The 24,177-nt window shown below is 66.2% G+C and carries 24 protein-coding genes; 17 read left to right on the top strand and 7 right to left on the bottom strand.

Annotated elements, in window-relative coordinates; translation table 11 throughout:
- The first annotated feature begins 50 nt into the window (after window positions 1–50).
- From ABC419_RS13700 to ABC419_RS13665, 8 genes are all read left to right on the top strand, one after another.
- On the top strand, window positions 51–1,586 hold the full coding sequence (locus tag ABC419_RS13700; protein WP_200166158.1) for a sensor histidine kinase: 1,536 nt from the start codon (window positions 51–53) through the stop codon (window positions 1,584–1,586).
- A complete protein-coding gene (locus ABC419_RS13695) occupies window positions 1,583–2,005 on the top strand; it encodes a response regulator (protein WP_243637659.1) in 423 nt (140 codons plus the stop codon). The genes ABC419_RS13700 and ABC419_RS13695 overlap by 4 nt, the downstream gene beginning before the upstream one ends.
- A 3-nt stretch (window positions 2,006–2,008) precedes the next feature.
- Window positions 2,009–3,052, top strand: a complete 1,044-nt coding sequence (locus ABC419_RS13690) for a sensor histidine kinase (RefSeq protein WP_200166160.1) — start codon at window positions 2,009–2,011, stop codon at window positions 3,050–3,052.
- Between the two features lie 62 nt (window positions 3,053–3,114).
- Window positions 3,115–3,585, top strand: a complete 471-nt coding sequence (locus ABC419_RS13685; RefSeq protein ID WP_368925333.1) for an NUDIX domain-containing protein — start codon at window positions 3,115–3,117, stop codon at window positions 3,583–3,585.
- A 61-nt stretch (window positions 3,586–3,646) separates the two neighbouring features.
- Window positions 3,647–3,829 carry a CsbD family protein gene (locus ABC419_RS13680; protein ID WP_412877119.1) on the top strand — a complete coding sequence of 61 codons (183 nt, stop codon included), beginning with the start codon at window positions 3,647–3,649 and terminating at the stop codon, window positions 3,827–3,829.
- Window positions 3,830–4,042: 213 nt separating this feature from the next.
- Window positions 4,043–5,410 carry a glycosyltransferase family 2 protein gene (locus tag ABC419_RS13675; RefSeq protein ID WP_412877120.1) on the top strand — a complete coding sequence of 456 codons (1,368 nt, stop codon included), beginning with the start codon at window positions 4,043–4,045 and terminating at the stop codon, window positions 5,408–5,410.
- Entirely contained in the window at window positions 5,407–6,378 is a 972-nt protein-coding gene (locus tag ABC419_RS13670; protein WP_412877121.1) for a hypothetical protein, read from the top strand. Before ABC419_RS13675 ends, ABC419_RS13670 begins: the two co-directional genes overlap by 4 nt.
- 92 nt (window positions 6,379–6,470) lie before the next feature.
- Window positions 6,471–7,736 carry a hypothetical protein gene (locus ABC419_RS13665; protein ID WP_412877122.1) on the top strand — a complete coding sequence of 422 codons (1,266 nt, stop codon included), beginning with the start codon at window positions 6,471–6,473 and terminating at the stop codon, window positions 7,734–7,736.
- Here the strand turns inward: ABC419_RS13665 and ABC419_RS13660 are convergent.
- Complete coding sequence (locus ABC419_RS13660) at window positions 7,733–8,911, bottom strand: vWA domain-containing protein (RefSeq protein WP_412877123.1); 1,179 nt, start codon at window positions 8,909–8,911, stop codon at window positions 7,733–7,735. The two genes, ABC419_RS13665 and ABC419_RS13660, sit on opposite strands and share 4 nt — an antisense overlap.
- A 20-nt stretch (window positions 8,912–8,931) precedes the next feature.
- Complete coding sequence (locus ABC419_RS13655; RefSeq protein WP_412877124.1) at window positions 8,932–9,459, bottom strand: GNAT family N-acetyltransferase; 528 nt, start codon at window positions 9,457–9,459, stop codon at window positions 8,932–8,934.
- A 235-nt stretch (window positions 9,460–9,694) separates the two neighbouring features.
- On the opposite strand from ABC419_RS13655, the gene ABC419_RS13650 reads away from it, so the two are divergent.
- The 5 genes from ABC419_RS13650 to dxs all read left to right on the top strand — a co-directional run bounded on the left by ABC419_RS13650 (window position 9,695) and on the right by dxs (window position 13,893).
- Window positions 9,695–10,333, top strand: coding sequence for a histidine phosphatase family protein (locus ABC419_RS13650; protein WP_292060191.1), 639 nt, complete (start codon window positions 9,695–9,697; stop codon window positions 10,331–10,333).
- 60 nt (window positions 10,334–10,393) lie between these two features.
- A complete protein-coding gene (locus tag ABC419_RS13645) occupies window positions 10,394–10,651 on the top strand; it encodes an exodeoxyribonuclease VII small subunit (protein WP_040344421.1) in 258 nt (85 codons plus the stop codon).
- Window positions 10,651–11,007 carry a tRNA-binding protein gene (locus ABC419_RS13640; RefSeq protein ID WP_200166180.1) on the top strand — a complete coding sequence of 119 codons (357 nt, stop codon included), beginning with the start codon at window positions 10,651–10,653 and terminating at the stop codon, window positions 11,005–11,007. The genes ABC419_RS13645 and ABC419_RS13640 overlap by 1 nt, the downstream gene beginning before the upstream one ends.
- Window positions 11,008–11,042: 35 nt before the next feature.
- Window positions 11,043–11,915 (top strand): polyprenyl synthetase family protein, encoded by an 873-nt coding sequence (locus ABC419_RS13635; RefSeq protein ID WP_412878004.1) that lies wholly within the window; start codon window positions 11,043–11,045, stop codon window positions 11,913–11,915.
- 67 nt (window positions 11,916–11,982) lie between these two features.
- A complete protein-coding gene (dxs, locus tag ABC419_RS13630; protein ID WP_412877125.1) occupies window positions 11,983–13,893 on the top strand; it encodes a 1-deoxy-D-xylulose-5-phosphate synthase in 1,911 nt (636 codons plus the stop codon).
- A gap of 360 nt (window positions 13,894–14,253) precedes the next feature.
- On the opposite strand, the gene ABC419_RS13625 is transcribed toward dxs, so the two are convergent.
- Complete coding sequence (locus tag ABC419_RS13625) at window positions 14,254–15,033, bottom strand: PhoH family protein (RefSeq protein WP_125901560.1); 780 nt, start codon at window positions 15,031–15,033, stop codon at window positions 14,254–14,256.
- A gap of 299 nt (window positions 15,034–15,332) precedes the next feature.
- Here ABC419_RS13625 and ABC419_RS13620 point away from each other — a divergent pair, with 299 nt between their 5' ends.
- Together ABC419_RS13620 and ABC419_RS13615 are read left to right on the top strand one after the other, a co-directional pair.
- Window positions 15,333–15,863 carry a gamma carbonic anhydrase family protein gene (locus tag ABC419_RS13620; RefSeq protein WP_412877126.1) on the top strand — a complete coding sequence of 177 codons (531 nt, stop codon included), beginning with the start codon at window positions 15,333–15,335 and terminating at the stop codon, window positions 15,861–15,863.
- 189 nt (window positions 15,864–16,052) lie between these two features.
- Window positions 16,053–16,958: a hypothetical protein gene (locus tag ABC419_RS13615; protein WP_412877127.1), complete on the top strand. Its 906-nt coding sequence runs from the start codon at window positions 16,053–16,055 to the stop codon at window positions 16,956–16,958.
- Between the two features lie 126 nt (window positions 16,959–17,084).
- On the opposite strand, the gene ABC419_RS13610 is transcribed toward ABC419_RS13615, so the two are convergent.
- The 4 genes from ABC419_RS13610 to hfaA all read right to left on the bottom strand — a co-directional run bounded on the left by ABC419_RS13610 (window position 17,085) and on the right by hfaA (window position 22,715).
- Entirely contained in the window at window positions 17,085–19,964 is a 2,880-nt protein-coding gene (locus ABC419_RS13610) for a M16 family metallopeptidase (RefSeq protein ID WP_412877128.1), read from the bottom strand.
- Window positions 19,965–20,102: 138 nt separating this feature from the next.
- Window positions 20,103–21,356: a holdfast anchor protein HfaD gene (gene hfaD / locus ABC419_RS13605; RefSeq protein ID WP_412877129.1), complete on the bottom strand. Its 1,254-nt coding sequence runs from the start codon at window positions 21,354–21,356 to the stop codon at window positions 20,103–20,105.
- Window positions 21,283–22,302 carry a holdfast anchoring protein HfaB gene (hfaB, locus tag ABC419_RS13600; protein ID WP_292060699.1) on the bottom strand — a complete coding sequence of 340 codons (1,020 nt, stop codon included), beginning with the start codon at window positions 22,300–22,302 and terminating at the stop codon, window positions 21,283–21,285. Before hfaB ends, hfaD begins: the two co-directional genes overlap by 74 nt.
- Window positions 22,299–22,715 carry a holdfast anchoring protein HfaA gene (hfaA, locus tag ABC419_RS13595; protein WP_368925612.1) on the bottom strand — a complete coding sequence of 139 codons (417 nt, stop codon included), beginning with the start codon at window positions 22,713–22,715 and terminating at the stop codon, window positions 22,299–22,301. The genes hfaB and hfaA overlap by 4 nt, the downstream gene beginning before the upstream one ends.
- 143 nt (window positions 22,716–22,858) lie before the next feature.
- On the opposite strand from hfaA, the gene ABC419_RS13590 reads away from it, so the two are divergent.
- Complete coding sequence (locus ABC419_RS13590) at window positions 22,859–23,527, top strand: rhomboid family intramembrane serine protease (RefSeq protein ID WP_003163499.1); 669 nt, start codon at window positions 22,859–22,861, stop codon at window positions 23,525–23,527.
- A 72-nt stretch (window positions 23,528–23,599) separates the two neighbouring features.
- On the top strand, window positions 23,600–24,028 hold the full coding sequence (locus tag ABC419_RS13585; protein ID WP_292060697.1) for a CBS domain-containing protein: 429 nt from the start codon (window positions 23,600–23,602) through the stop codon (window positions 24,026–24,028).
- Window positions 24,029–24,177: the final 149 nt, after the last annotated feature.

Raw genomic sequence — 24,177 nt, 5'->3', positions numbered from 1 at the left:
CGGCGTGGTAAAGGCTGGACACGGCTTCGACGGCGAATAAGGTTCGGGGCATGAAACGCATTCGGCCGGCCCTGCGCACCTTCGGAATCTTCCTGCGCACCCCGACCCTCAGTCGCTCGATCATCGCCCTTCTGGCGCTGGCTATCTTGCTGCTGATGGCGGTGAATGCGGCCACTTTCGTCATGATCCAGCGGACGGCGACGTACAACGATACCGTGGATCACAGCCAGCAGGTGCGCCTGGCGGCCAAGGACATGTTGATGCTGCTGACCGACGCCGAGACGGGGCAGCGCGGCTTCATGCTGACGGCGCGGGCCGAATACCTGGGTGTCCATGACAATGCTGTGGCCAAGCTTCCAGACGTCATCGACCGGATGGAAACGCTGGTTGACGGCGACGAAGCCCAGGTCGGGCGGGTAGAGAAGGTGAAGGGGCTTTACCGAGAGCGCCTGGCGCTGATGAACAGCACGATCGAACTGACCCGAACGGGACGGATCGGCGAGGCGGTGTCTCTTATACGAGGCGGGCGGGGCAAGGCCCTGATGGACGCCATACGGGTCGAACTGGCCGCCGTCGACGCCGTCGAGGCGCGTCGCCTGGCCGAGCGCACCCGCCAGTCCGAGCGGGCGCAGACGATCACCGTGGCGGTCAACGCCCTGGCGGCTGTGCTGGTCCTGCTTCTGGCGGGGATCAGCGTCTGGCTGGTGCGCCGCTACGTGGCCGAGATCGAAGAGGCGCATTTCGAGCTGGACCGCGTTAACGCCGGGCTGGAGAACGAAGTCCGCGACCGCACCGCCGAGCTGACCCGCGCCAATGAAGAGATTCAGCGTTTCGCCTATATCGTCAGCCATGACCTGCGTGCGCCCCTGGTCAACGTTATGGGCTACACCTCGGAATTGGAGCAGGTCAGCAAGACTTTGGACCATCAGTTGACGGCGCTCGAGACGACCCACCCCGAATTGGTGGATCCCGAGGCGCTACGCGCGGTCCGCGAAGACGCGCCCGAGGCGGTGGGTTTCATCCGCACCTCGACGGCCAAGATGGACCGGCTGATCAACGCCATCCTCAAGCTCTCGCGCGAGGGGCGGCGCGCTTTGCTGCCTGAGCGTTTGGACATGACCGGCATGGTCCGCGCCATCGCCGATACGGTCAGCCATCAAGTGACGGAAACGGGTGGTGAGATCACCATCGGAGCCCTTCCGACGATGGAGAATGATCGTCTGTCGATCGAGCAGATATTCGGCAATCTGATCGATAATGCGGTCAAGTATCAGCAGGCGGACCGTCCCATCCGTATCCAGGTGAGCGGTCAGGACGAGCCGGACGGTTGGGTGTCATACGCCGTGCGGGACAACGGTCGAGGCGTCTCGCCCAAGGACCATGAGCGAATCTTCGAACTGTTCCGGCGCTCGGGCAAGCAGGACAAGCCGGGCGAAGGCCTGGGCCTGGCCTTCGTGCGCAACATCGTCCGTCGCATGGGCGGCTCCATAGACGTCGAGTCCCAGTTGGGCGAAGGCTCGACTTTTCACATTAAATTTCCGAAACGTCTGATTATGCTGAGTGAGCATCAAGGAGACCGCCTGTGAGTCATTCGGTGAAGATCGTCATGGTCGAAGACGACCATGGCCATGCCAAACTCATCGAAAAGAACATCCGGCGCGCGAACATCGCCAACGACATCGTCCACTTCGACCATGGCGACGCGGCGCTGGATTACCTGTTCAGCGACGAAGTGCGCCGCAGCGGGCCTTTGCTGATCCTGCTGGATCTGAATTTGCCGGACATGTCAGGGACCGAGATTCTGGAGCGGGTGAAGGCGGACGAACGCCTGCGACGCGCCCCCGTCGTCGTCCTGACCACGACCGACGACAAGGTCGAGATTCAGCGATGCTACGACCTAGGCTGCAATGTCTACATCACCAAGCCCGTGGACTATGAGGCCTTCGCCGGCGCGATCCGCCAACTGGGTCTGTTCCTTTCAGTCATGCAAGCGCCCGAGATCTGAAGCGTGAATCAGGTCGGGGCCGCCATCCGTCTTTTGTATATCGATGACGACCGCGGCCTTTCGCGGCTGGTCCAGAAGGAATTGGAGCGTCACGGCTATCTGGTGACCTGCGCGCCGGACGCTGACGCGGGCTATGAGGCGTTGAAGGCGGGCGTGTTCGATGTCTGCGCCCTGGATCACTACATGCCGGGACGCGAGGGGCTGGATGTTCTGCCCGACATCCTGGCTCTGCCGGAACCGCCGCCGGTGGTTTACGTCACGGGGGCCCAGGACGGGCGCATCGCCGTGGCGGCCCTGCGCGCAGGCGCGGCCGACTATGTCATCAAGGACGTTTCCGAGGACTTCACCGCCCTGTTGCGCTCAGCGGTCGAAGACGCCCTGCTGCGCCGTCGTCTGGAGCGTGAGAAGGAAGAGGCTCTGGAGGAGGTGCGGCAGGCGCGCGACCGGGCTGAGGCCCTGCTGCGCGAGGTGAACCATCGCGTCGGCAACTCGCTGCAACTGGTGTCCAGCTTCATCTCCCTGCAACTGCGGCAACTGGCTGACGAGGGCGCGCGGGACGCCCTGCGAGAGGCGCAGGTGCGTATCGAGGCGGTGGCCCACGTCCATCGTCGCCTCTACACCTCGGCGGACGTCGAGCGGGTGCAGATGGACGAATACCTGGCCGGGCTGGTCGAGGAACTGGGCAAGTCCATCGGCCCTGACGACGGCGGACCTCGACTGGCTTTGCGCGCCGAACCCTTGCACGTGACGACCGACCAGGCCGTCTCGCTGGGGGTCATCGTTACGGAGCTGGTCACCAACGCCGTCAAATACGCCTATGAGCCGGGCGCGGCGGGCGAGATTCGCGTGCTGCTTGAACGCCTGGAGGATGGGCGTCGCGCCCAGCTGACGGTCGAGGATGACGGACCGGGGCTGGGCGACGGCCTACCCAAGGGCACGGGCCTCGGCTCCAAGATCATCTCGGCCATGGCGGGAGGGCTGCGTTCAACGATCGAGGTGGACCCTGTTCACCACGGCGTGCGTGCGCGCCTGGCGTTTGATCTCTAGATCATCGTTTCTTCGTCATTTCGGGCTTTCGCGGGTCGAACGACAGGCGCTAGTCTTCCTTGATGAAGCTTCAGTTCGGCACGGCCCGTCCGGGTCTTGATTACATCCATCGTCCCGCCGTCTTCGGCATCGCCGAGCGTGACGGCCGCCTGGCCTGTGTTCGCGTGGATAGAGGCGACGGCGCGGCTTATTTCGACTTGCCCGGCGGCGCCGTGGACGGTGAGGAAAGCGAACAACAGGCCCTGATCCGAGAATTCGGCGAAGAGACGGGCCTGGTCGTCGAGCCGGTCGATCGTCTGGTCGAGGCGGCTCAGTTCTTCCACAAGTCGGACGGCGCGCCGGTCAACAACGTCAGCGGCGTCTGGACGGTGCGAGTGACTGGCACTGACGAGACGCTAAAGCAGGAGGCGGATCACGCCCTGGTCTGGCTGGAGCCGCTCCAGGCCCTGTCCAGCCTGCGGCATGAGGCGCACAGCTGGGCGGTCGCTCGATGGCTTCGCGATCATGGCGCTCCCATTACGGAACCTCGCTGATCGAAAAAGGGTTGTTTTCCTGAGGGACGCCGTCCCGGCGTTCCCTGGCAGGGAGCTCCTAATGCCCGACAAAGATCGTATCGAAGGCGCCGCCAAAAACATCGGCGGCAAGCTCAAGGAAGCAGCCGGCGAGCTGACTGGCGATGAAAAATTGAAAGCTGAAGGCCGAGCCGATCAGGTCGCCGGCAAGGTCCAGAACGCTGTCGGCGGCGTGAAGGACGCGCTGAAGGGCGACCGGGGCTAGAGCGTCTGGGCAGGCGTCGCCGCTGTGCGGCGCCTGCTACTCGCCTGATGCAAGAATTTACAATTTGTTTGAAGTAAGTGCCGTAATATTTGGTCTCTGGTTACTACGTTTTAGTTTGTCGATTTAAGAAACGAAGATTTTTCAATCGTCATCCGCAAGACGTTCGTGGGGCCTGTGATGTCCGATAGAGTGTCTGATACGAAAGCCGGGCCAATGGCCGTTGTCCAGGAAACGACGACGGCGCTGCCGCGCCCTTATCGTCGGTTGTATTTGCCGATCCCCGCCAAGTTCGCACTGGCCCTGACGCTGGCGATTGCCTGGACCGCGCTTAGCGTCTGGCTGTCGCAGCGGTGGCTGGCCGATCTGGCCAACGTCAGCAGTTGGATATTCGCCCTCATCGCCATCGGCTTCATCGCCTACGTGCCGGGATTCATGAACGCCTTTCTGCTCGGCACGCTCTTGTTCGACCGCAGGCCGCCGCGCATCCGGCCGACGTCCTATCCGCCGGTCAGCGTTCTTGTCGCGGCATACAATGAAGCATCCGGGATCCGCGACACGCTCGCTAGCCTGGCGGCTCAGACCTATCCCGGCTCTTATGAGGTGCTGGTCCTCAACGACGGTTCGACCGACAATACGGTCGCGATTGCGCGCGCGGCCATTATCGAACTTGGCTTTCCGCCAAACGCTGACGTGCGCCTGCTCGACTATACGGTCAATGCAGGCAAGGCGGCGGTACTCAACCGCGGCCTGAAGGAGGCCCGGCACGATCTGATCGTCACCATCGACGGCGATTCCTGGGTGCGCGACGACGGCCTGGTCCAGATCGTCGAGCGATTGCTGACCGATCCGCCTTCCACCCAGGCCATTGCGGGCGCCGTCATGGTCCGCAACTCACGCCACAACTTCCTCACCCGCTCGCAGGAATGGGACTATTTTCACGGCATCGCCGCTGTGAAGCGAATGCAATCCATGTATCACGGCACCTTGGTGGCCCAGGGCGCCTTCTCCCTCTACCGGCGCAGTGCGCTGGAGGAGGTCGGCGGATGGCCGGAATGCGTGGGTGAGGACATCGTCGTGTCCTGGGCCATGCTCGAGAAGGGGTATCGCATCGGCTACGCTGAGGACGCCCTGGCGTTCACCAATGTGCCGACGCGGTTCAAGCAGTTTGCCCTGCAGCGCAAACGCTGGTCGCGCGGCTTGATCGAAGCCTTCAAGGCGCACGGCGGCCTGCTGCTGAAGCCGCGTCTGACGACCATCTTCATCTGGTGGAATCTGTGCTTCCTGCCGCTGGATCTCGTTTACACTTTCATCTTCATCCCCGGTCTGGTGCTGGCGCTGTTCGGCATATTCTGGATCGCCGGGCCGTTGACGCTGGCGGTGCTGCCGCTGGCGGCCCTGTGGAACATGTTCATCTTCCGCATCCAGCGCCGCATGTTCCACCGCGAAGGGTTGAAGGTGCGCCGCAACTTCGGAGGCTTCCTCTTCTACGCCCTGGGTTACAGCCTGGTGATGCAGCCCGTCTGCGTGTGGGGCTACGGCGCCGAACTGCTGGGGATGAGGAAGAAATGGGACACCAAATGAACGTCCTGACCGGGGGCGCCGTCCTGGCGCTCGTCCTGGCGGCCGCCGTCTCCGCCCAGGCGCAATCTGCGCCTGAGACGGCCCAGCAGACCGCTCGCGTTGAACATCCGGACAGCGTATCCGCAGGCTTCCTGCCGTCCTACGCCGTCGGCGCGGACCTGTTCGCTTCGACCGACGCCGACGACACCGATGTGATCAAGGCGGGACTCAACCTCGACTGGCGCTACAAGGGGCCGGACGATTACCTGGGCTTGCGGATCGAGACGGCCAGCTTCAAGCCGCTGGGCCGGAAGTCGATCGAGGATCAACGCTTCTATCTGCGCTTCGCCGACCGGACTGGCGACTGGTCATGGAAGGGGCAAGTGGGCACGGACGGCGACACCGTCCTGGGCGCGGTCAGCGTGCACAACGAGGCCCGTTTTCGTCAGGAGTACTTTATCGAGCGCGAGATTCTGGAAACGCCGCGCGGTTTGGACGAGGGAATCTACTACACCTTTGTCGGCGGGGCTTTCGATCTACCGATCAATGATCGCAACAACTTCACCGTCGTGGCGGGTGTTCAGGACTTCACCGGCGACAACGTTCGCACCCATCTCCGCCTTAACTACATCCATGTGCTGAAGCCCGAGTGGGGCCTGTCCGCCCAACTCCGCACCCGCTACTTTCACAGCAGCGACCCGGGCGAGTACGATTATTTCTCCCCCGAGAACTACATGGAAGTCATGCCGGTGCTGCAAGTGCGCCGCTACTATGGCGGTTGGCGCTACGTGATCGCCGGCGGTCTGGGCGGCCAGAAGGAAACCGGTAGCGATTGGCGCAGCGCTCGCTATTTCAACGCCCAGGTCACCAGTCCGCCAGTGCGGGAATGGGCCTTCACTGCGGGCCTGACTTACAGCAATACGCCGGTCGCCAGCGGCTACACCTACGATTACACCCAGGTGAATTTCGGCGTGACGCGCGCCTTCTGATCCGTCTCTGGTTTCCATCTCCTCGCCATAGTTATACCGGAATCGCTTCTAGTATCGCCGTCATGTCAGTCGCTGCATGGGGGAAGCGCGGGATGTGGTCGCGTCGGTCGGTGCTATGGGGAACGGCGGGTCTAGGCGCGGCGTGTGCGTCGTCGGTCCTGGCGCAGGAGGCGCTATCCAACGACGAGCTTTTCTTTACCGAAGGCCGCTATCTGCCGACCTACCTCGACCTGAAGGCCAAGTCCGAAGCGGGTGATCAGGCTGCGCGTCAGATGCTCAGCCAGTTCGCATCCTTCCTGGGGGATGAGGCAACCGCCGTCGGTCTGGACGAACGGCCGCCTCATCCGTCTGTCGTTCCGCCCGACCTGGACGGCGCCGTGGCGCGCGATGCGATCGACGCCATCGTTGAGGCGGCCGGAAACACCCGTATCGTCATCCTGAATGAAGCGCACAATGTTTCCGGACATCGCGCCTTCGCCGCGCGGGTGATGCGGGCGCTGCGCCCGCTGGGCTACGACTGGTTCGCCGCCGAAACCTTCACCCAGCCTCAGCCTGTGCCGCTTGTCCGGATCGGCGCCTATGCGAATGGCGCGCCCTTCCTGGCCAGCTACGGCTATTACACCCACGATCCGGTCTTCGCCGAGATGGTGCGCGAGGCGGCCCGGCTCGGCTACCGCTTCTCGGACTATGAACAGCGCTTTGACCAAAGGGCGCCCGAGGGCGCGGACAGCGCCGCGCAGATCGCCGCGCGTGAAGAGGCGCAGGCCGACAACCTGATCGCAAACATCCTGTCGACTCACCCTTCCGCGCGCGTCTTCGTCTTCGTCGGCTACAGTCACGCGATGGAGATCGAAGGGCGGGGCGGGCTGTGGTTCGCCGCCCGCCTGAAGGCCAAGACGGGCATCGATCCGCTGACCATCGAGCAGTCGATGAACTGGCCCGCGCTCGCGCCTCAGAACGATGCTCCGCACGTGGCCGCCGTCCTGGCCCGTTTTTCGCCCGAGGCCCCGATCGTGGCGTCAAAGGATGGCGAGAGCATCGCCACGCCCAGCTATACTGGAAAGATGGATATGTCGGTCTTCCATCCGCGCATGACGCCTGTGGCGGGCCGCCCGGGGTGGCTGGCGGCGGATCCCGAGCGACGGCGCGTGACGATCAAGGTTCCCCCGCTGGACGAGCAGGTGCTGATCCAGGCCCTGTCGATGGCGGAAGCGACGGCCGGTCCGCCGTCGGATCACTATCTGCTGCCGCCCGGCGCGTCGGAGGCGACCTTCTTCCTTCACCCAGGCCGCTATTTCTTCCGCCAGGAGACCGCCGCAGGCATTCAGCCGGCCTTCGGCGCGCTCAGCGTCGATTAGCGCGCCAGCGTCCGCATGGCCCGTTCCAGCCCTTCCAGCGTCAGGGGGAACATGCGGTGCTCCATCACCTCGCCGATCAGGCTGACCGAGGGGGTGTAGCTCCAGTGGCGCTCTGGCACGGGGTTCAGCCAGACCGACTTGTCCCACTGTTCGCGGGCGCGTTTCAGCCAGACAGCGCCGGCTTCCTCGTTCCAGTGCTCGACCGAGCCGCCGGGCATGGTCACTTCATAGGGCGACATGGTCGCGTCGCCGACGAAGATGGCGCGCCAGTCGCCGGGGTATTTGTGGATCAGATCCCAGGTGGGGATGCGTTCGCTGTGGCGGCGTCGGTTGTCCTTCCACACCCCTTCGTAGAGGCAGTTGTGGAAATAGAAGAACTCCAGGTTCTTGAACTCGGTCCGCGCGGCTGAGAACAGCTCTTCACACAGCTGGATATGGCCGTCCATCGAGCCGCCGACGTCGAGGAACAGCAGCACCTTGATCGTATTGCGCCGCTCGGGCCGCATGTGGATGTCCAGCCAGCCCTGACGCGCCGTGCCGTCGATGGTGCCGTCGATGTCCAGTTCCTCGGCCGCGCCTTCGCGGGCGAAGCGGCGCAGGCGGCGCAACGCCACCTTGATGTTGCGCGTGCCCAGTTCGACCGTGTCGTCCAGGTTCCTGTATTCGCGCTTTTCCCAGACCTTGACCGCGCGGCCGTGGCGGCCGGGGCCGCCGATGCGGACGCCCTCGGGGTTGTAGCCGCCGTGGCCGAAGGGGCTGGTTCCGCCCGTGCCGATCCAGCGGTTGCCGCCCTGGTGGCGTTCCTTCTGCTTTTCCAGGCGCTGCTTCAGCGTCTCCATCAACTGCTCGAAACCGCCGAGCGCCTCGATCTGGGCCTTCTCCTCGTCGGTCAGGTATTTTTCGGTCAGCAGGCGCAGCCAGTCCTCGGAGATGTCGGCGGTGATCTCTTCGCCGGGGCTGACGCCCTCCAGCCCCTTGAACACCTTGCCGAAGACCTGATCGAAGCGGTCGTAGTGCTTCTCGTCCTTGACCAGAACGGCGCGCGACAGGTGGTAGAAGGCCTCGACGTCGCGGCCGGCCACGCCCTTGTCCATGGCCTCCATCAGATGGAGCCATTCCTTGAGCGACACAGGCACCTTGGCCTCGCGCAGGGCGGTGAAGAAGGGCAGCAGCATGGGGTCAGACTGGCCCCGGCCTAGCCGCGCCGCAAGATGAACTCGTCGTCCATCCAGGCGCCGACAGGATATTGATACTCGCCCGCTTTTTCGAAGCCGTAGGCGGCGTACAGCTTCTGGGCCTTTTCGTTGCCGCTCCAGACGCCGATCCACAGGGGGCCGTCGGTGTGGGCCTCCATCCAGTCCAGCGAGATCTTCAGCAGTTTCGTGCCCAGGCCCAGTCCCTGCGCCTGCTTGCCGACGTAGAGGCGGCGCAGCTCGGCGTGGCTGGCGCTGCCGTCGGGGTGGGGCAGGGTGTTCGGCCCGGCGTTGGCGAAGGCCAGCAGGTCGCCGTCGCGTTCGGCCACCCACCAGGCGGCGCCGGGCTCGGCCAGCTTCTTGGTGATGGCCTCGGTGTTGAAGCTGGCGTCCAGGAACATGGTCAGGTCGGCGGTCGGATAGGGAATGCCGAAGCCGGTGACGAAGGTGTCGATGAAGGTCTGGCGTCCCAGCACGGCCAGGGCGGCTGCGTCATCGGGGCGGGCGGGACGGATCACGGGTTCGCTCATGACCGACGCATAGCGCCGCGCGAAGGCCGGGTGAAGGCGCGTCGGGACGTCCCGCGCCCTGCTCATTGCAGCCTCGTCATCTTTGCGTGGTTGCAGGGGCGCGCGGCGGGAGCTACCACCTTTGTCCAAGGTGCGCTGTTCGCGGCGCACGCCAATGCTGGGATCGGGGAGGTAAAGGGACGCCAAGGCCTTGGTTTCACAGGCTGATCCCCGTGCTATGACTTCTCCTGCACTCATGACTCATTCCGAATCCGCAGTTCAGACGCCGGTTGCGGCCGCCCGCTCCGCCGAGTCGGAGACCGCCCATGGCGCGATCACCCTGGCGCGCCATGGCGAGCCGGCGCTGTCGCGCAAATGCATGATCACCTCGGACCAGTATCGCGACTGGTGGGGCCGGTATGAGATCGGCGGCCTGCGCGCGGGGCAGACGCCGCCTCAGGCCTTGCTGAGCACGGCCGAGGGCGCCGGGGCGATCTACGCCTCCACCCGGCCGCGCGCGCAGGAAACCGCCCGCGCCGTGGCCCCGGATCGCGACGTGCTGGTCGACGCCCTGTTCATCGAGGCGCCCCTGCCGCCGCCGCATTTTCCGGCCTGGATCAAGCTGTCGCCGCGTTATTGGGGCGTGATCTCGCGCATCTGGTGGCACGCCTTCAACCACCACGAGGGCCAGGAAACCCGCGCCGAGGCCGAGGTCCGCGCTGACCAGGCCGCGCGCGTCCTGATCGCCCGCGCCTCGGAAGGTCATGACGTGCTGGTGCTGGCGCACGGCTATTTCAACCACATGGTCGGCCAGCGGCTGAAGGCGCACGGCTGGCGTCTGGCCCACAACCAGGGCTTCAAATACTGGTCCCAGCGTCGTTTCGTGAAGCGCTGACGTCGCGGGGTCAGGAAGGCCGTTGAAGCGGCGCGCCTGCCTCTCTAGGTTGCGCCCATCATGACTGACGCATCCGCTTCCCCCGCCGTGCCCGCCGATCTCAGCTTCGAGGACGCCCTGTCGCGTCTGGAGGGCATCGTTTCGCGCCTGGAATCGGGTCAGGCGCCGCTCGAGGAATCCATCGCCCTGTACGAAGAGGGCGCGCGGCTGAAGGCTCACTGCGAGGCGCGGCTGAAGGCCGCCCAACTGCGGGTCGAGAAGATTGTGGTCGGCGCCGACGGCCAGGCCAAGGGCGTCGAACCGGCCGAGTTCGGCTGATGTCGGGTTCCGAACTCGCGCCGCAGATCGGCTTCGACGACTTCATGAAGGTGGACGTTCGCGTCGGCCGGATCATCAAGGCCGAGCCGTTTCCCGAGGCCCGCAAGCCCGCCTATAAGCTGACCATCGACTTCGGCGAGGCGATCGGCGTCAAGAAGTCCTCGGCCCAGATCACCCATCACTACTCCCTGGACGAGCTGCACGGCCGCAAGGTCGCCGCCGTCGTCAACTTCCCGCCGCGCCAGATCGGGCCGGTGATGTCCGAGGTGCTGACGCTCGGCTTCCCGGACGCGGAGGGGAACGTCGTCCTGGCCGGCGTCGATCGCGACCTGCCGCTGGGCGGGAGGCTGTTTTGACCGTGCTCGCCGCCAATTCGCCGGAACAGGCCGTCATCGACCGCGTGGCCGAGATCGCCGACCTGGTCACGGTCGCCCTGGATCAGCTGTTGCCGCGCGCCGACGGCCCGGAAGCGCGCCTGACCGAGGCCATGCGCTATGCGGCCCTGGGGCCGGGCAAGCGGTTGCGCCCCTTCTTCGCCATCGAGGCGGGCCGGATGCTGGAGGTCGAGGAGTGCGCCGTCTTGCGCGCCGCTTGCGCCCTGGAATGCGTCCACGCCTATTCGCTGGTGCATGACGACCTGCCGGCGATGGACGACGACGACGTGCGTCGCGGCCGTCCGACCCTGCACATCGCCTATGACGAGGCGACGGCCATCCTGGCGGGCGATGCGCTTCAGACGGCGGCTTTCGACATCATCCTTGATGAAGACACCCACGATGACGCGGCCGTGCGCTGCGAACTGGCGCGGCGTCTGTCCTTCGCGTCGGGCGCGCGAGGCATGGCGGGCGGCCAGATGATCGACCTGATGGGGGTGCGCGACGATCTGGGCGGCGTGGCCCGGATGCAGCGCCTGAAGACCGGCGCCCTGTTCGCCTACGCCTTCGAGATCCCGCTGATCATCGCCGACGCCAACGAAGCGGCCTGGCACGCCCTGACCAGCTTCGCCCACGACATCGGCCTGGCCTATCAGATCGTCGATGATGTCCTGGACGCCGAAGGTTCGGCCGAGGAGATGGGCAAGGCCGCGGGCGGCAAGGATGCGGCCCTGGGCAAGACCAACTTCGTCACCCTGCTGGGCGTCGATGCGGCGCGACAGAGGGTCGCGCATCTGGCCGATCAGGCCCGCTCGCACCTTGACCTGTTCGGTCATGAGGCCGAAATCCTCAAGGCCAGCGTGGACTTTGTGCTTAAACGCCGGTCCTGATAGGAAACGCGCCCGCCCTCAGCGGGTTACTGTTTGACGCTCCGTCGTCTGAAGGCCCCCGATCCCCATGCCCAACACCCCGCTTCTCGACACCGTCAAGTTTCCCGCCGACACGCGGGGCTTCGACATTCCCCAGCTGAAACAGCTGGCGGACGAGGTGCGGGCCGAGACCATCGACGCCGTCTCCGTGACCGGCGGCCACCTGGGCGCGGGTCTGGGCGTGGTCGAGCTGACGGTCGCCCTGCACCATGTGTTCGAGACGCCGCAGGACATTCTGATCTGGGACGTCGGCCACCAGTGCTATCCGCACAAGATCCTGACCGGGCGGCGCGACCGTATGCGCACGCTACGTCAGGGCGGCGGCCTGTCGGGCTTCACCAAGCGCTCCGAGAGCGAATACGATCCTTTCGGCGCGGCCCACGCCTCGACCTCGATCAGCGCGGCGCTCGGTTTCGCCGCCGCCCGCGACGCCAAGGGCGAGAAGAACCGCGTCGTGGCCGTCATCGGCGACGGCTCGATGTCGGCGGGCATGGCCTATGAGGCGATGAACAACGCCGCCGAGGCCACCAGCGGCCAGCTGATGGTGGTGCTGAACGACAACGACATGTCGATCGCCCCGCCCGTCGGCGGCATGAGCGCCTATCTGGCCAAGCAGGTCTCGGGCGGCGCCTATCAGAACATCCGCAAGGTCGGAAAGAAGTTCGTCGACCACATGCCGCGCCCGTTCCGCGACGCCGCGCGCAAGGCCGAGGAATACGCACGCGGCATGATCGTCGGCGGCACCCTGTTCGAGGAACTGGGCTTCTACTACGTCGGGCCGATCGACGGTCACGACATGGAGAATTTGGTCCCCATTCTGAAGAATGCGGCGGCCATCACCGACCGCCCGGTCCTGGTCCACGTCGTCACCCAGAAGGGCAAGGGCTACGCCCCGGCCGAGAGCAGCGCCGACAAGCTGCACGCGGTAGTCAAGTTCGACGTGGTGTCGGGCAAGCAGGCCAAGTCCGTCTCCAACGCCCCCAGCTACACCAAGGTGTTCGGGACCGAGCTGATCAAGCACGCTGAAGCCGACCCGACCGTCATGGCCATCACCGCCGCCATGCCGTCCGGCACGGGCCTGGACCTGTTCGGCCAGGCCTTCCCGGACCGCACTTTCGACGTCGGCATCGCCGAGCAGCACGCCGTGACCTTCGCCGCCGGCCTGGCCGCCGATGGGATGAAGCCGGTCTGCGCCCTCTATTCGACCTTCCTGCAGCGCGGCTACGATCAGGTCGTCCACGACGTGGCGATCCAGTCCCTGCCGGTGCGCTTCGCCATGGACCGGGCCGGTCTGGTCGGGGCCGATGGCGCGACCCATGCCGGATCGTTCGACATCGGCTATATGGGCGCCCTGCCGGGCATGGTGCTGATGGCCGCCTCGGACGAGGCCGAACTGGCGGCCATGATCTCGACCTCGCTGGCCATCGACGACCGCCCCAGCGCCTTCCGCTATCCGCGCGGCGAGGGCGTGGGCGTTGACATCCCTGAGCTGGCCGCCCCGCTCGAGATCGGCAAGGGCCGCATCGTTCGCGAAGGCACGTCGGTCGCCATCCTGTCGCTGGGCACGCGCCTGCAGGAATCGCTGAAGGCCGCCGACATGCTGGCCGCCAAGGGCGTCTCGGCTACCGTCGCCGACGCCCGCTTCGCCAAGCCGCTGGACGCCGACCTGATCCTGCGCCTGGCACGCGAGCACGAGGCGTTGATCACGGTGGAAGAGGGCGCCATGGGCGGCTTCGGAGCCTTTGTGCTTCAGTTGCTGGCCGAGAAGGGGGCGCTGGACGGCGGGCTCAAGATCCGCACCCTTTGCCTGCCCGACATCTTCCAGGATCAGGACAAGCCCGAGGTCATGTACGCCCAGGCCGGCCTGAACGCCGAACACATCGCCGCCGCCGCCGTGACGGCGCTGGGCGTCGACGCCAGCCGGGCGGTGCGAGCGTAGAATAAGCGGCCTTCTCCCCTTGTGGGAGAAGTTGCTCAAGTAGCCGTAGGCGGTAGCACGCTAAAATCCTTCTCCCCTTGTGGGAGAAGGTGGTCCGTGAGGACCGGATGAGGGGTGTCTGCGAGACGACCCGCCATTTTCGCTGAGAGCTTGACCGGTTGACGAGGTGTAAGCACCCCTCATCCGAGCGCCTTCGGCGCCCACCTTCTCCCACAAGGGGAGAAGGGCAGGGATCGCAACGCAATCGACCATCCCCCCTCGGCACCTGTGCTAGACTGCGCGCGGGCCGAGGGGAGATTTCAGACGATTCAGACGAATTGGACTCTCTTTTTTCTTTCTCTCACCAGAGGAAGGCGCGGGTCACAGCACCCCGATCATGCTGGCGACCAGCGGGTGGCGCACGATGTCGCGTTCGGCCAGGCGGACGACGGCGATCTCGGGCACGGCCTCCAGCCGCTCGGCGATGTCCGAGAGCCCCGACACGCCCGGCAGCAGGTCCGACTGGTGCGGGTCGCCCGTCACCACCATGGTCGAGTGCCAGCCCAGCCGGGTCAGCAGCATCTTCAACTGGACGTAGGTGCAGTTTTGCGCCTCGTCCACGACGATGAAGGCGTTGTTCAGCGTGCGGCCGCGCATATAGCCGATGGGGGCGATCTCGATCAGGCCCTCGGCCATCAGGGCCTTGACCCGCTTCATCGACAGACGGTCCGACAGGGCGTCGTAGAGCGGCCGCAGATAGGGGGCCAGCTTGTCCTCCATGTCGCCGGGCAGGAAGCCGATCGATTCCCCGGCCTCGACCGCTGGGCGGCTCAGGACGATGCGGCCGACCTTGCCCGCCTCCAGCGCCTCGACCGCCTTGGCAACGGCCAGATAGGTCTTGCCCGTGCCCGCCGGGCCCAGCGCCAGCACCAGATTGGCGTGGTCGACGGCCTCCATCAGTTCGGCCTGACCGTCCGACTTGGGCTTCAGCGTCTTCATATAGCCCTGGTCCCGCTCGTCGTTCGAGGGGACGGGCGACCAGCCGCCGACGCGGGCGGGCAATCGCCGTACCTTGGCGTCCTGGATGAATTCGGGCGAATCCAGTACGCCTTCGCGCAGCTGACGCTTGATGGCCGATCGTTTGCTCATGGACGCCTCCAGGGCATGAAAAAAGGCGAGCCCGGCAGGGTCTCGCCTTGGTCGTCGGTGGGGGAGGTGGGGGCCGAAGTCGCGCAGCCGTCCCGAACGGTCGCAGGGTCTTCGCCGCAGCAGGTGCGTCGCCGTCCCCGAACTGGTCGTGAACACGCCAAGCGCATTCTCCAGCGTCTGACCGGACCGGGCTTGATCCGGCTTCGGATCCGGGGGCGAATGGGGCCTGCCGAATCGCATCAACAGTCTGATGCTAACGTGGTTTCTGAAGGGTTAAAGCCTTCATTTTAAGAAGAATAGGCGGTGTGCGGATGAGTGTTTACAGTCTGGGAGACAGCAAGCCTCAGCTTCCGCCGGAAGGCGAATACTGGATCGCGCCGAATGCAACCGTTCTAGGGAACGTGATTCTGAATCCGGGCGCCAGCATCTGGTTCAACGCCGTGCTGCGTGGCGACAACGATCCCATCGTCATCGGGGCGGACACGAATATTCAGGATGGCGGCATCCTGCATACTGACGTCGGCTCGCCCCTGACCATCGGCGCCGGCGTGACGGTGGGGCACAAGGTGATGCTGCATGGGTGCGAGATCGGCGACAACAGCCTGATCGGCATCGGCGCGGTCATCCTGAACGGCGCGCGCATCGGGAAGAACTGCCTGATCGGCGCCAACGCCCTGATTACCGAAGGCAAGGTCATCCCGGACAACAGCCTGGTCATGGGCCAGCCCGGCAAGGTGGTCCGGGAATTGGAAGAGGGGCAGATCGAGGCGCTGCGCCTCTCGGCCCAGCACTATGTACAGAACTGGCGCCGCTATGCGGGCGGGTTGAAACGTCTCGACTGATCCGTCGCCCCACAATGGCACGGCTCACAATGAGACAGACGGCCTGTGAGGCGAGGCGGACTGACGCAAACTCGCCTCAAGGGGGAGGAAAACGCCCAATGTCGGACATTTAAAACGGCCCGGCGTTTGCATCGGACCTGTCGACGATCAATTCAGGAGTCCGATCCCATGCGGATAGGGATTACGAAAATGCTGGCGGGAGCCGTGGCCTTTGTGGGGCTGATGGCGGTCGCCGATGCCGCAGCGGCGCAGTGCGGGCCTTCGAGCTGCCTGCCGCCTCTGCCGCCGACGCCGATGTTGCCGCCGCCGACGCCGATCACGCCGCCGGTGACGCCGCCGGGGGGAGGGTGCGGTCCCAGCGGCTGCCTGCCGCCGCGTCCGCCGGTGACGCCGCCGTGCGCCGGCGGCGGCTGCCTGCCGCCTCCGCCCCCTCCGTGCTGCGGCTCGGGCGGCGGCAATGTGAATGTCAACGTGAACGTCAATGCGAACGCCAGCGCCAACGCTTCGGCGCGCGCCTGGGCTGGATCGCGAGCAGGCTCGACGGTCATCGTCGCGGGCGGCGGCGGCGCTTACTTCAACGTCGACCAGCCCTATCCGACCACCATCCAGGGCCTGAACGTCCAGGGCGGGATGCAGTCGGTGCGCGTGCCCTTCACCGCCACGCGCCGTATCGAGAAGCAGGTCGTGCTGCAGGCCGTCTGCATCGACGACCGCAATGTGCCGCACCCCGCGTCCCAGGTGACGCCGGGCCAGGACGTCGCCAACAGCTATGACGGCGAACTGTATCGCTGCTTGGCGGGCACCAAGCTGCAATGGACCATCAGCGACGCCGAAGGCGCGCCGGGCGAGACCGTGGCCTGCAACAAGGGCGACGCCCTGTGGCACGGCGCCGGCGGCCGTCTGGAATGCCGTCCTGAAAAGCAGGCGCGTCAGTGCAACGAGCGTTCGCTGCTGCGTCGCTACGGCGCCGGCGTGAAGGTGCTGAGCATGATGCGCGAAGAGACCTACACCGAGTATCGCGAGGAAATGGTCGAGGGCGCGGCGTCCACGGGCATGATCATGATGGACGGCGGCGTCGGCGGTCGGGTTTTCTGAACCGGCTGTTCAGCCTGGCGACAGGCGCAGACGCCTAAGGTCCAGGCATCGACTCTCCGTCGATAGGCCTAAACGACTGGGCCCCGTTCCTTGCGGAACGGGGCCCTTTCTTCGTTTGGAGTAGGCTTACTGTGCGGCGTTGGCCGAGACGACCTCGGCCTTCCACGCCGTATCCGGCTTCAGATACTGACGCGCAGCCGCCTGGATGTCGGCGGCGGTGAAGGATTCCAGATCGCTGATGTGCGTCTGGATCTGCTCCAGAGAGGCGGGCTTGGCGGCCAGATCCTCCAGCTGGCCCAGCCAGTATTCGTTGCCGGCCTGGCTGCGGCGCAGGGACTCGATCACCGGCAGGCGTGCGCGGTTCAGTTCGTCCTCGCTGACCGGCTTGTCGCGCAGGTCGGCGATGATGGCGTCGACGGCGGTGAAGAAGGCGCCGAACTTGTCCGGAGCCGTATCGGCCGTGATCGAGATGGAGCCGTAGCCCTGGAACACGTCGGACGCCGAGGAACGGACGCTGGGCGAATAGGCCAGGGCCTGCTTCTCGCGGATTTCGTCCAGAACGCGCAGCTTCAGCACCTCGGCCAGGATGGCGGCTCGGCGCGACTCGGTGCGATCGTTGACCGCATCGGTGGTCGGCCAGGCGATGTAGGCCAGGCCCTGTTCCGCCGGACCGGCGTGGGTCAGGCGGATCGGCTGGGCGGTCGGCGCCGGGAAGCGACGCTGATCCGAACCGGCCATCGGCTGGGCGGCCGGGGCGCGAGCGGGCAGGGCGGCGAAGGTCGAGGCGACCGAGGCGACCGCGTCCTCCACCTTGACGTCGCCGACCATGACGATGTCGATCGGGCCGGAGGCCAGGCCCTGAACCACGCCCTGCTTCAGCTCATCCAGGGTGAAGGCGGCGATTTCTTCGAGCGAGGCCATGGATTCGCGCTTGTCGCCGCTGGCCAGCAGGCCGCTGGCCTGAAGGCTGAAGGCGCCGCTGGGCGTGGCCATCTGCTGGGCCATGAACTGCGGCAGGACGGCCTTGATCTGCTCGAACGGCGCCGGGCGCAGGCCCGGATCGGTCAGATAGGCGGCCAGCACCTGCATCTGCAGTTGCAGATCGGCCGGGCGGGTGGCACCCGACAGCTGATAGGCATCGCCGTCGATGGCGAAGCCCGCGCCGTAGATCTTGCCGGTCAGGACGCGGTTCAGTTCGTCCGCTGTCAGCTTACCCAGACCGCCCGCGGTGAAGACCATCGGGGCGAGAGACTCGGAGGTGAAGCGGTCGGTCGGCAGACCCATTTCGCCGATGCCGGTGCGGACCGAGATCAGGATCTGCTGATCCTTGAAGGCCGTCGGCTTGACGGTCAGGCGCACGCCATTGGGGAAGGTGACGACCGTGGCACCGACGGCGGCGACTTCGGTGGTCGAGACCGGCGTGGCGGCGGCGCCGAAGTCAGCGTAGGGCCATGCCAGTTCCGCCTGGACGGCCGGAGCGGTCACGGGAGTGGCGCGGCTGGCTTCCAGCAGGGCGGTGACGCCCGCTTCGCCGCCCTCGATCGGTTCGGGGGTGACGACCAGGGCCAGGGGGCCTTGGCCTTCAAAGGCGCGCTTGACCTCGGCGCTGACCTGCTCGGCCTTGAGATCCTTCACCGCGGCCTCGAACAGGGCGAGGTTGGCGGACGGGGCCGAGAAGACCTTGTCGTCGTTGGCGGCGCCCAGCAGGGCGTTGGCCAGGGCCGGGGTGCTGCGCGTCGCGGCCGCCTGAACGGCGTTTTCCAGCGCCGTGCGCGTGTTGGCGATCTCGCGGTCGAGTTCGACTTGAGAAACGCCGAACTGCACCAGGCGGCGCTGTTCCTGCTCGATGGTCTCCAGCGCGCGCTTGATGCCGCCGGGGTTGAAGGCGGCCGAGACGCTGCCGAGGTCCAGGGTCTTGAACAGGGTCGCCTGGCCGCCGCCGGCGCCGATGAAGGGCGGGTTGTCGGCGCGGGCCAGTTCGCCCAGGCGACGGTTCAGCACGGCCATGCCCAGGCTTTGCAGCAGGGCGTCGCGGCGCTGAGCGGCCGTGTCGGGATCGAGGTCGGGGTTGCGAATCCAGTTCAGTTGAACCGAGGACTGCACGCCCGGCTCGACCAGGATACGGGTCTCGGGCTGGCGCGGGGCGACCTGTCCCAAATCGGGCTCGGGACCGTCGGCGGCCTTGGGCGTCCAGTCCGAGAAGGTCGACTTGATCTTGGCTTCCATCTGATCGACGTCGAAGTCGCCGACCGCGATCATGGTGGCGCGTTCGGGGCGGTAATAGGCTTCGTAGAACTCGACGAAGCGCTCGCGCGGGGCGCTGCGGATGATGCTGAGGTCGCCGATCGGCAGACGGTTCGACAGGCGCTGGCCCGGCGCCAGCAGGGCGATCTGCGCCTTCAGCGAGCGCAGGGCCGGGGTGTTGCGCAGGCGCTCTTCACCCTCGATCACGCCACGCTCGGCGTCGATGTCCTCGGTCTTCATCAGGGCTTCGGAGACCTGTTCGCGCATGATGCGCAGCGAGGTGTCGACGGTCTCGTCGTTGGTGCGCGGAAGCTCCAGCGTATAGGCGGTCTGGTCGAAGCTGGTGAAGGCGTTGGTGTCGGCGCCGAAGGCCAGGCCCAGACGCTCCAGAATCCGCAGCAGCTCATTCTCGGGCACATTGGTCGTGCCGTTGAAGGCCATGTGCTCCATGAAGTGGGCCAGACCCAGCTGGTCCTCGTTCTCCATCAGCGAACCGGCCGCGATCCGTAGGCGCAGGGACGCCTGACCGGGCGGGGTGGCGTTCTTCATGATGGCGTAGCGCATGCCGTTGGGCAGGACGCCGAAACGCACGGCCGCATCGGCCGGAATGTCGCTGGCCGCCTGGGCCCAGGGGCTGGAGGGTTGGGCGTCCTGCGTCGCGGCGGCTGGCGGCTGGGTCAGGGCGACGGCGGGAAGCGCGGCTCCGCCCATCAGGGCGAGGCTGGACGCGGCAAGCAGGAGCAGGCGGCGAGGGGATCGCATTCGGTAGTCTCCGCGACGTGCGAGCGGGCGGCCCCCGGGACTGATTGCGGCCCTGCACGTAAGACAGGCGCGAAGCTTTTTCAGCTCCGCGCCTGTTCACGGTGACAAACGAGCTTGACTACCTCAAGTTACCGAAAGTTAATTTCCCGGATTGGTGACGTAGAAGCTCGCCGTGTTGCCGACGGCGTTGGCGCCCGCGACGACGTTGCGGCCCCAGCCGTTGACGTTGGTCGTCGCCGTCGCCCGCACGTCGCCCATGTTGGTCTGGCTGTTGCGGACGTTCAGGTCGCCGCCGCAGGTCGAGCAGGCGAAGCCGGTGACGGCGTTGCCCGCCGCATTGGCCCCGACATAGGCGTCATAGCCGTTCTGACCCGTGAAGCCGGCGCTGGCGGTGACGCCGCCGGTGTTCATCTGGGTGTTGTCGATGCTGACATAGATGTCGTTGTTGCCCGCATGAACCTCGTTGCCCACGGCCTCGGCCGTCGAATGGGCGGCGCCGAAGTCATAGGAGCTGAGTTCGGTGCGTGACAGCACCTCCGCCGAGTTCTGCTGATCCACGTCCACGACCAGCGAACCGCCCTGATTATAGAAGGCGGCCTGGTTGGAGGCGGCGCGGCTGCGTGCGGCGATGTCCCAGGCGTTGCCTGCCCACACGCCCGTCCAGGCGGTGACGCCTGCGCCCGAGGCGTTCTGGCTGACCGCCAGGTTCTGGTGCGAGTTCGGCGTCGAGGTCGCCTGTACGGCGTTGGCCGATGCCTGGCTGCTGAAGACGGCCGGCGCCGGGGCGTAGGTGAAGCGGGCCTCGTTCTCGGCGTAGATTTCGCCGGTCGAGTTCTGATCGGTGCGGCCCGTGATGGCGCCGCGTTGCTCGCCCGTACCGCTGGCGCCCAGGGCGACGGTGTTGCCGATGGCGTCGGCTGAGACGTGGCCGCCGTAGTTCAGGCGAGCGCCGGTCTCCACGATCTGGCTGCGCGCCGTGACGTTGCCGTTCAGGTTCTGACCGGCGTCGACGTCGATGCCCGTGTTGACCGCGGTCCCGGCCAGATAGTTGCCGCGCGCCTGGGTCACGCTGTTCACATAACCCGTCTCGCCGCGCAGGGTCAGGGAGGTGTCCGCCACGGCGGCGCCCTGCATGTCCTGCGTCGAGCGGATGTCGGCGGCGCGGCCGTCGGCGCCGCCGGACAGGGCGTTGCCCATGGCGGCGTTCGACACGGCGACGTTGTCGCTGACGTTGACGACGTTCAGGCGTTGACCGCTGATGACGTCGCCCAGGTTGAGCTGTTCATTCAGGACCAGACCGCGATCCTGGGCGGAAGCCTCAGCGGCCGCCGCTACGCACAGCGCTGTCGCGGCGATCGTGCCAGCGAGACGGGTCGGCGCGAGTTTGGCCATTGTTCGTGTCCGTGTTTGCGTAAGCAGGATAGTAGCCGCCGGTGGCGCCGACCGGGCTGTCGCCCAGCGGGTCATTGGCGGGGTTGAGGCAGATTTCCGGGCCGGGGGCGCCGTAGAGGTTGGCCATGAACTCGACCGTGGCGCGTTCGACCAGGGCGCGGACCGCCAACTGGACCGGCTCCAGGCCGCTGGTGCCGGCCGAGATGTCGAAGACGTTGCCGTTCAGGAAGTCGAAGACGCCTGCTGACACTTCACGGCCGACGATCTGCTTCTGATAGGAGACGACGTCCACGACCTCGAGGGTGGTGGTCTGCACCAGGCGCAGGTCGATCGCGACGTTCATCACGAACACCTTGCCGGTCAGCAGGCCCGAGCCGCCGTTTTCGCCCACTTCGCCGCCGGCGATGTCGAAGCCGCCCGAGCGGATGTTGTAGTTCACCTCGGTGATGCCGCCGACCACATAGAAGTCGGAGCCCGGCACCTGGCCGGCCAGGATGCGGCGGAAGGCGGCGTCCTGGGGCGCGCCGTTCGGCTGGTCGTCGCCGATCAGCTTGTTGTTGGCGTAGCGCAGCTCCAGCTCGGACACCGAGGTGTCATAGCGCTCGACGATGCGGGCGCCGGCCTTGGCCAGGGCGGTGTTGGCCATCAGGGACGCGCCCTGGGTGATCTGGCGCCCGCCGTCCGAAGAGATGGAGCCGGTGTAGTCGCTGATCCGGCCTACAGCCATGCGCGGCGAGGGCAAGTTGTAGCGGCGCGCATAGTCGGCCAGGCAATACAGCGCAGTCGAATAGGGCGTCGGGTTCGACGTGACCGGCGCATTGCCGATCGGCTTGGCGTACTGGCCCGAGGGACCGGCCGAGGTGGCGCAGCCGCTCAGCAGAGCAGCGGCGGCGGCGACGCAGCCGAAGGCGCGCACGGGCGAGCGACGGATGGCGGTGATGTTCATGGACGGGGCCCGTTCAGGGTGGTGCCGGCGTTGATGTTGCCGTTGTTGGTCTGGTTGGAGTTGACGACGACCGTGTTGCGGTTGCCCTGGACGACCACATTTAGGTTGTTGCCGATGGCGGTAGAGCCGCCGATGTTGGTTCCGCCGCCCGATCCGACGCCGCCGCTGAAGTGGCTGGACGAAGAGCTGCTGCCGCTGCGCGAGTAGGCGCTGCCGTTCTGTTGGATGATGCCGTCGACAACCAGGCGGTTGCCGTTGGCGTCGCGGGTCGTGCCGCGGCTGGCCTGGGCGGTGGTGTAGCGCGAGGCGCCGTAGCCGGCCTGGAACTGGCCCGCTCCGGCCGAGCCGGTCGACTGCGCGGCGGCCGAACCGGCGGGCAGGACCGCCAGCACGGCGGCGGCCGCTACGGTCATGAGTGTCAGGCTATGAGACGGCATAAGGCGCTCCCGAGAACTTCTGGAACGGCTCACGCAATGACCGTGCCATACGGTTTCAGTGTCGTATTGGCGCAAAACGGCGTCTTGAGATCGGATGCGACTGGCCCCATCAAGGGCGAATGTCCCAATCTGACGCCCGTTCGCCGCGGCCGCCGCGCGAAAAGATCTTCAACGCGCCCTTCCTGCCTCTGCTGATCGCAGCATCCATGCCGGTGCTATTCTATCTGCAGGAGCGGCTTCCCGATCAGGGACTCTCCATGGCCTTCGTCCCGGCGGAGCTGTGGCGCGGACAGTGGACGGGCCTGTTCACCTCTATGCTGCTGCACGGCGGCTGGGCCCATGTGACGATGAACGCCGTAGGCGCCCTGGCTTTCGGCGCGCCCGTGGGGCGGCTGATGGAGCGCGGGCCGGGGCCGCTGGTCTTTATTCTCTTCTATATAGCGGCGGGCGCCGTGGCGGCGCTGGGCTATGGCCTGGTGCATCCGAACAGCATGGCGCCGCTGGTCGGGGCTTCTGGGGCTGTCTTCGGCCTGATCGGCGCCGCGACCCGGTTGATGGGCGGCCATGGGCGCGTCCTGCCGCTGTTCCATCCGATGGTTCTGAAAGCGTCCGCTGCGTGGATGGCGGTGAATCTCATTGTGGGCCTGATCGGCCTGGCGCCCGGCGCGGACGGCGCTCGCATCGCCTGGGAGGCGCACGCCGTCGGCTTCCTGTTCGGCATCCTCGCCATCGGCCCTATCGGCGGGTGGTTCGCCGCGCGCCGTGATTTGCCTATCGGCGGAGTCTGAGCGAACCTGTCCGCCTTGCGGCCGGTCCGCGACGCCCGCGGACGACGGCCTGCCCATAAGGAGGAAGTCGCCATGCTGGTCGCCGAGATTCTCAAGGGCAAGGGAGACGCCGTCTTCACCCTGGCGCCGGACGCCTCTCTGAGTGAAGCCTGCGCCGAACTGGAGCGACGCCAGGTCGGGGCGCTGATCGTATGCAAAGATGCAAGCGTGGTCGGCGTCCTGTCTGAACGCGACATCGTCCGCGCCATCTCCCGCGACGGCCCCGAGGCGCTGAAGCGGCCCGTCTCCCATTATATGACGAGCGAAGTGGTCTTCGCCGATCCGGCCGAAACGGTCGAGGCGCTGATGGCGCGCATGACGGACCGCCGAATCCGCCATCTGCCCGTCTTGCTGGACAAGCGGCTGGCCGGCGTCGTCTCGATCGGCGACGTGGTCAAATGCCAGATCGCCCAAGCCACGCAGGAAGCTGAGAGCCTGCGCACCTATATTGCGGCGGGGTAGGGCGGCCCCGTCCTGTGCATAAGCGCCAGTTCTGTGGATAGATCGGGAAAGCCGCTTTTGCCTATTGCCAGTCGGAAGGTGGGGACGTATATCGCCGCCTCGCTCGGAGACGGGCTGGCCCGACGGGCTTCGGAGACGGTGTTTTCGGG

Source organism: Brevundimonas phoenicis (assembly GCF_047237745.1).
Taxonomy (GTDB): Bacteria; Pseudomonadota; Alphaproteobacteria; order Caulobacterales; family Caulobacteraceae; genus Brevundimonas.
This window is presented reverse-complemented; position numbering and strand designations above follow the sequence as displayed.

Bases quoted from the DNA above. Each gene is read 5' to 3' on its own strand.
- ABC419_RS13700 (WP_200166158.1), top strand. From the start codon at position 51: ATGAAACGCATTCGGCCGGCCCTGCGCACCTTCGGAATCTTCCTGCGC.
- ABC419_RS13685 (WP_368925333.1), top strand. From the start codon at position 3,115: ATGAAGCTTCAGTTCGGCACGGCCCGTCCGGGTCTTGATTACATCCAT.
- ABC419_RS13680 (WP_412877119.1), top strand. From the start codon at position 3,647: ATGCCCGACAAAGATCGTATCGAAGGCGCCGCCAAAAACATCGGCGGC.
- ABC419_RS13675 (WP_412877120.1), top strand. From the start codon at position 4,043: ATGGCCGTTGTCCAGGAAACGACGACGGCGCTGCCGCGCCCTTATCGT.
- ABC419_RS13670 (WP_412877121.1), top strand. From the start codon at position 5,407: ATGAACGTCCTGACCGGGGGCGCCGTCCTGGCGCTCGTCCTGGCGGCC.
- ABC419_RS13665 (WP_412877122.1), top strand. From the start codon at position 6,471: ATGTGGTCGCGTCGGTCGGTGCTATGGGGAACGGCGGGTCTAGGCGCG.
- ABC419_RS13660 (WP_412877123.1), bottom strand. From the start codon at position 8,911: ATGCTGCTGCCCTTCTTCACCGCCCTGCGCGAGGCCAAGGTGCCTGTG.
- ABC419_RS13655 (WP_412877124.1), bottom strand. From the start codon at position 9,459: ATGAGCGAACCCGTGATCCGTCCCGCCCGCCCCGATGACGCAGCCGCC.
- ABC419_RS13650 (WP_292060191.1), top strand. From the start codon at position 9,695: ATGACTCATTCCGAATCCGCAGTTCAGACGCCGGTTGCGGCCGCCCGC.
- ABC419_RS13645 (WP_040344421.1), top strand. From the start codon at position 10,394: ATGACTGACGCATCCGCTTCCCCCGCCGTGCCCGCCGATCTCAGCTTC.
- ABC419_RS13640 (WP_200166180.1), top strand. From the start codon at position 10,651: ATGTCGGGTTCCGAACTCGCGCCGCAGATCGGCTTCGACGACTTCATG.
- dxs (WP_412877125.1), top strand. From the start codon at position 11,983: ATGCCCAACACCCCGCTTCTCGACACCGTCAAGTTTCCCGCCGACACG.
- ABC419_RS13620 (WP_412877126.1), top strand. From the start codon at position 15,333: ATGAGTGTTTACAGTCTGGGAGACAGCAAGCCTCAGCTTCCGCCGGAA.
- ABC419_RS13615 (WP_412877127.1), top strand. From the start codon at position 16,053: ATGCTGGCGGGAGCCGTGGCCTTTGTGGGGCTGATGGCGGTCGCCGAT.
- ABC419_RS13610 (WP_412877128.1), bottom strand. From the start codon at position 19,964: ATGCGATCCCCTCGCCGCCTGCTCCTGCTTGCCGCGTCCAGCCTCGCC.
- hfaD (WP_412877129.1), bottom strand. From the start codon at position 21,356: ATGGCCAAACTCGCGCCGACCCGTCTCGCTGGCACGATCGCCGCGACA.
- hfaB (WP_292060699.1), bottom strand. From the start codon at position 22,302: ATGAACATCACCGCCATCCGTCGCTCGCCCGTGCGCGCCTTCGGCTGC.
- hfaA (WP_368925612.1), bottom strand. From the start codon at position 22,715: ATGACCGTAGCGGCCGCCGCCGTGCTGGCGGTCCTGCCCGCCGGTTCG.
- ABC419_RS13590 (WP_003163499.1), top strand. From the start codon at position 22,859: ATGTCCCAATCTGACGCCCGTTCGCCGCGGCCGCCGCGCGAAAAGATC.
- ABC419_RS13585 (WP_292060697.1), top strand. From the start codon at position 23,600: ATGCTGGTCGCCGAGATTCTCAAGGGCAAGGGAGACGCCGTCTTCACC.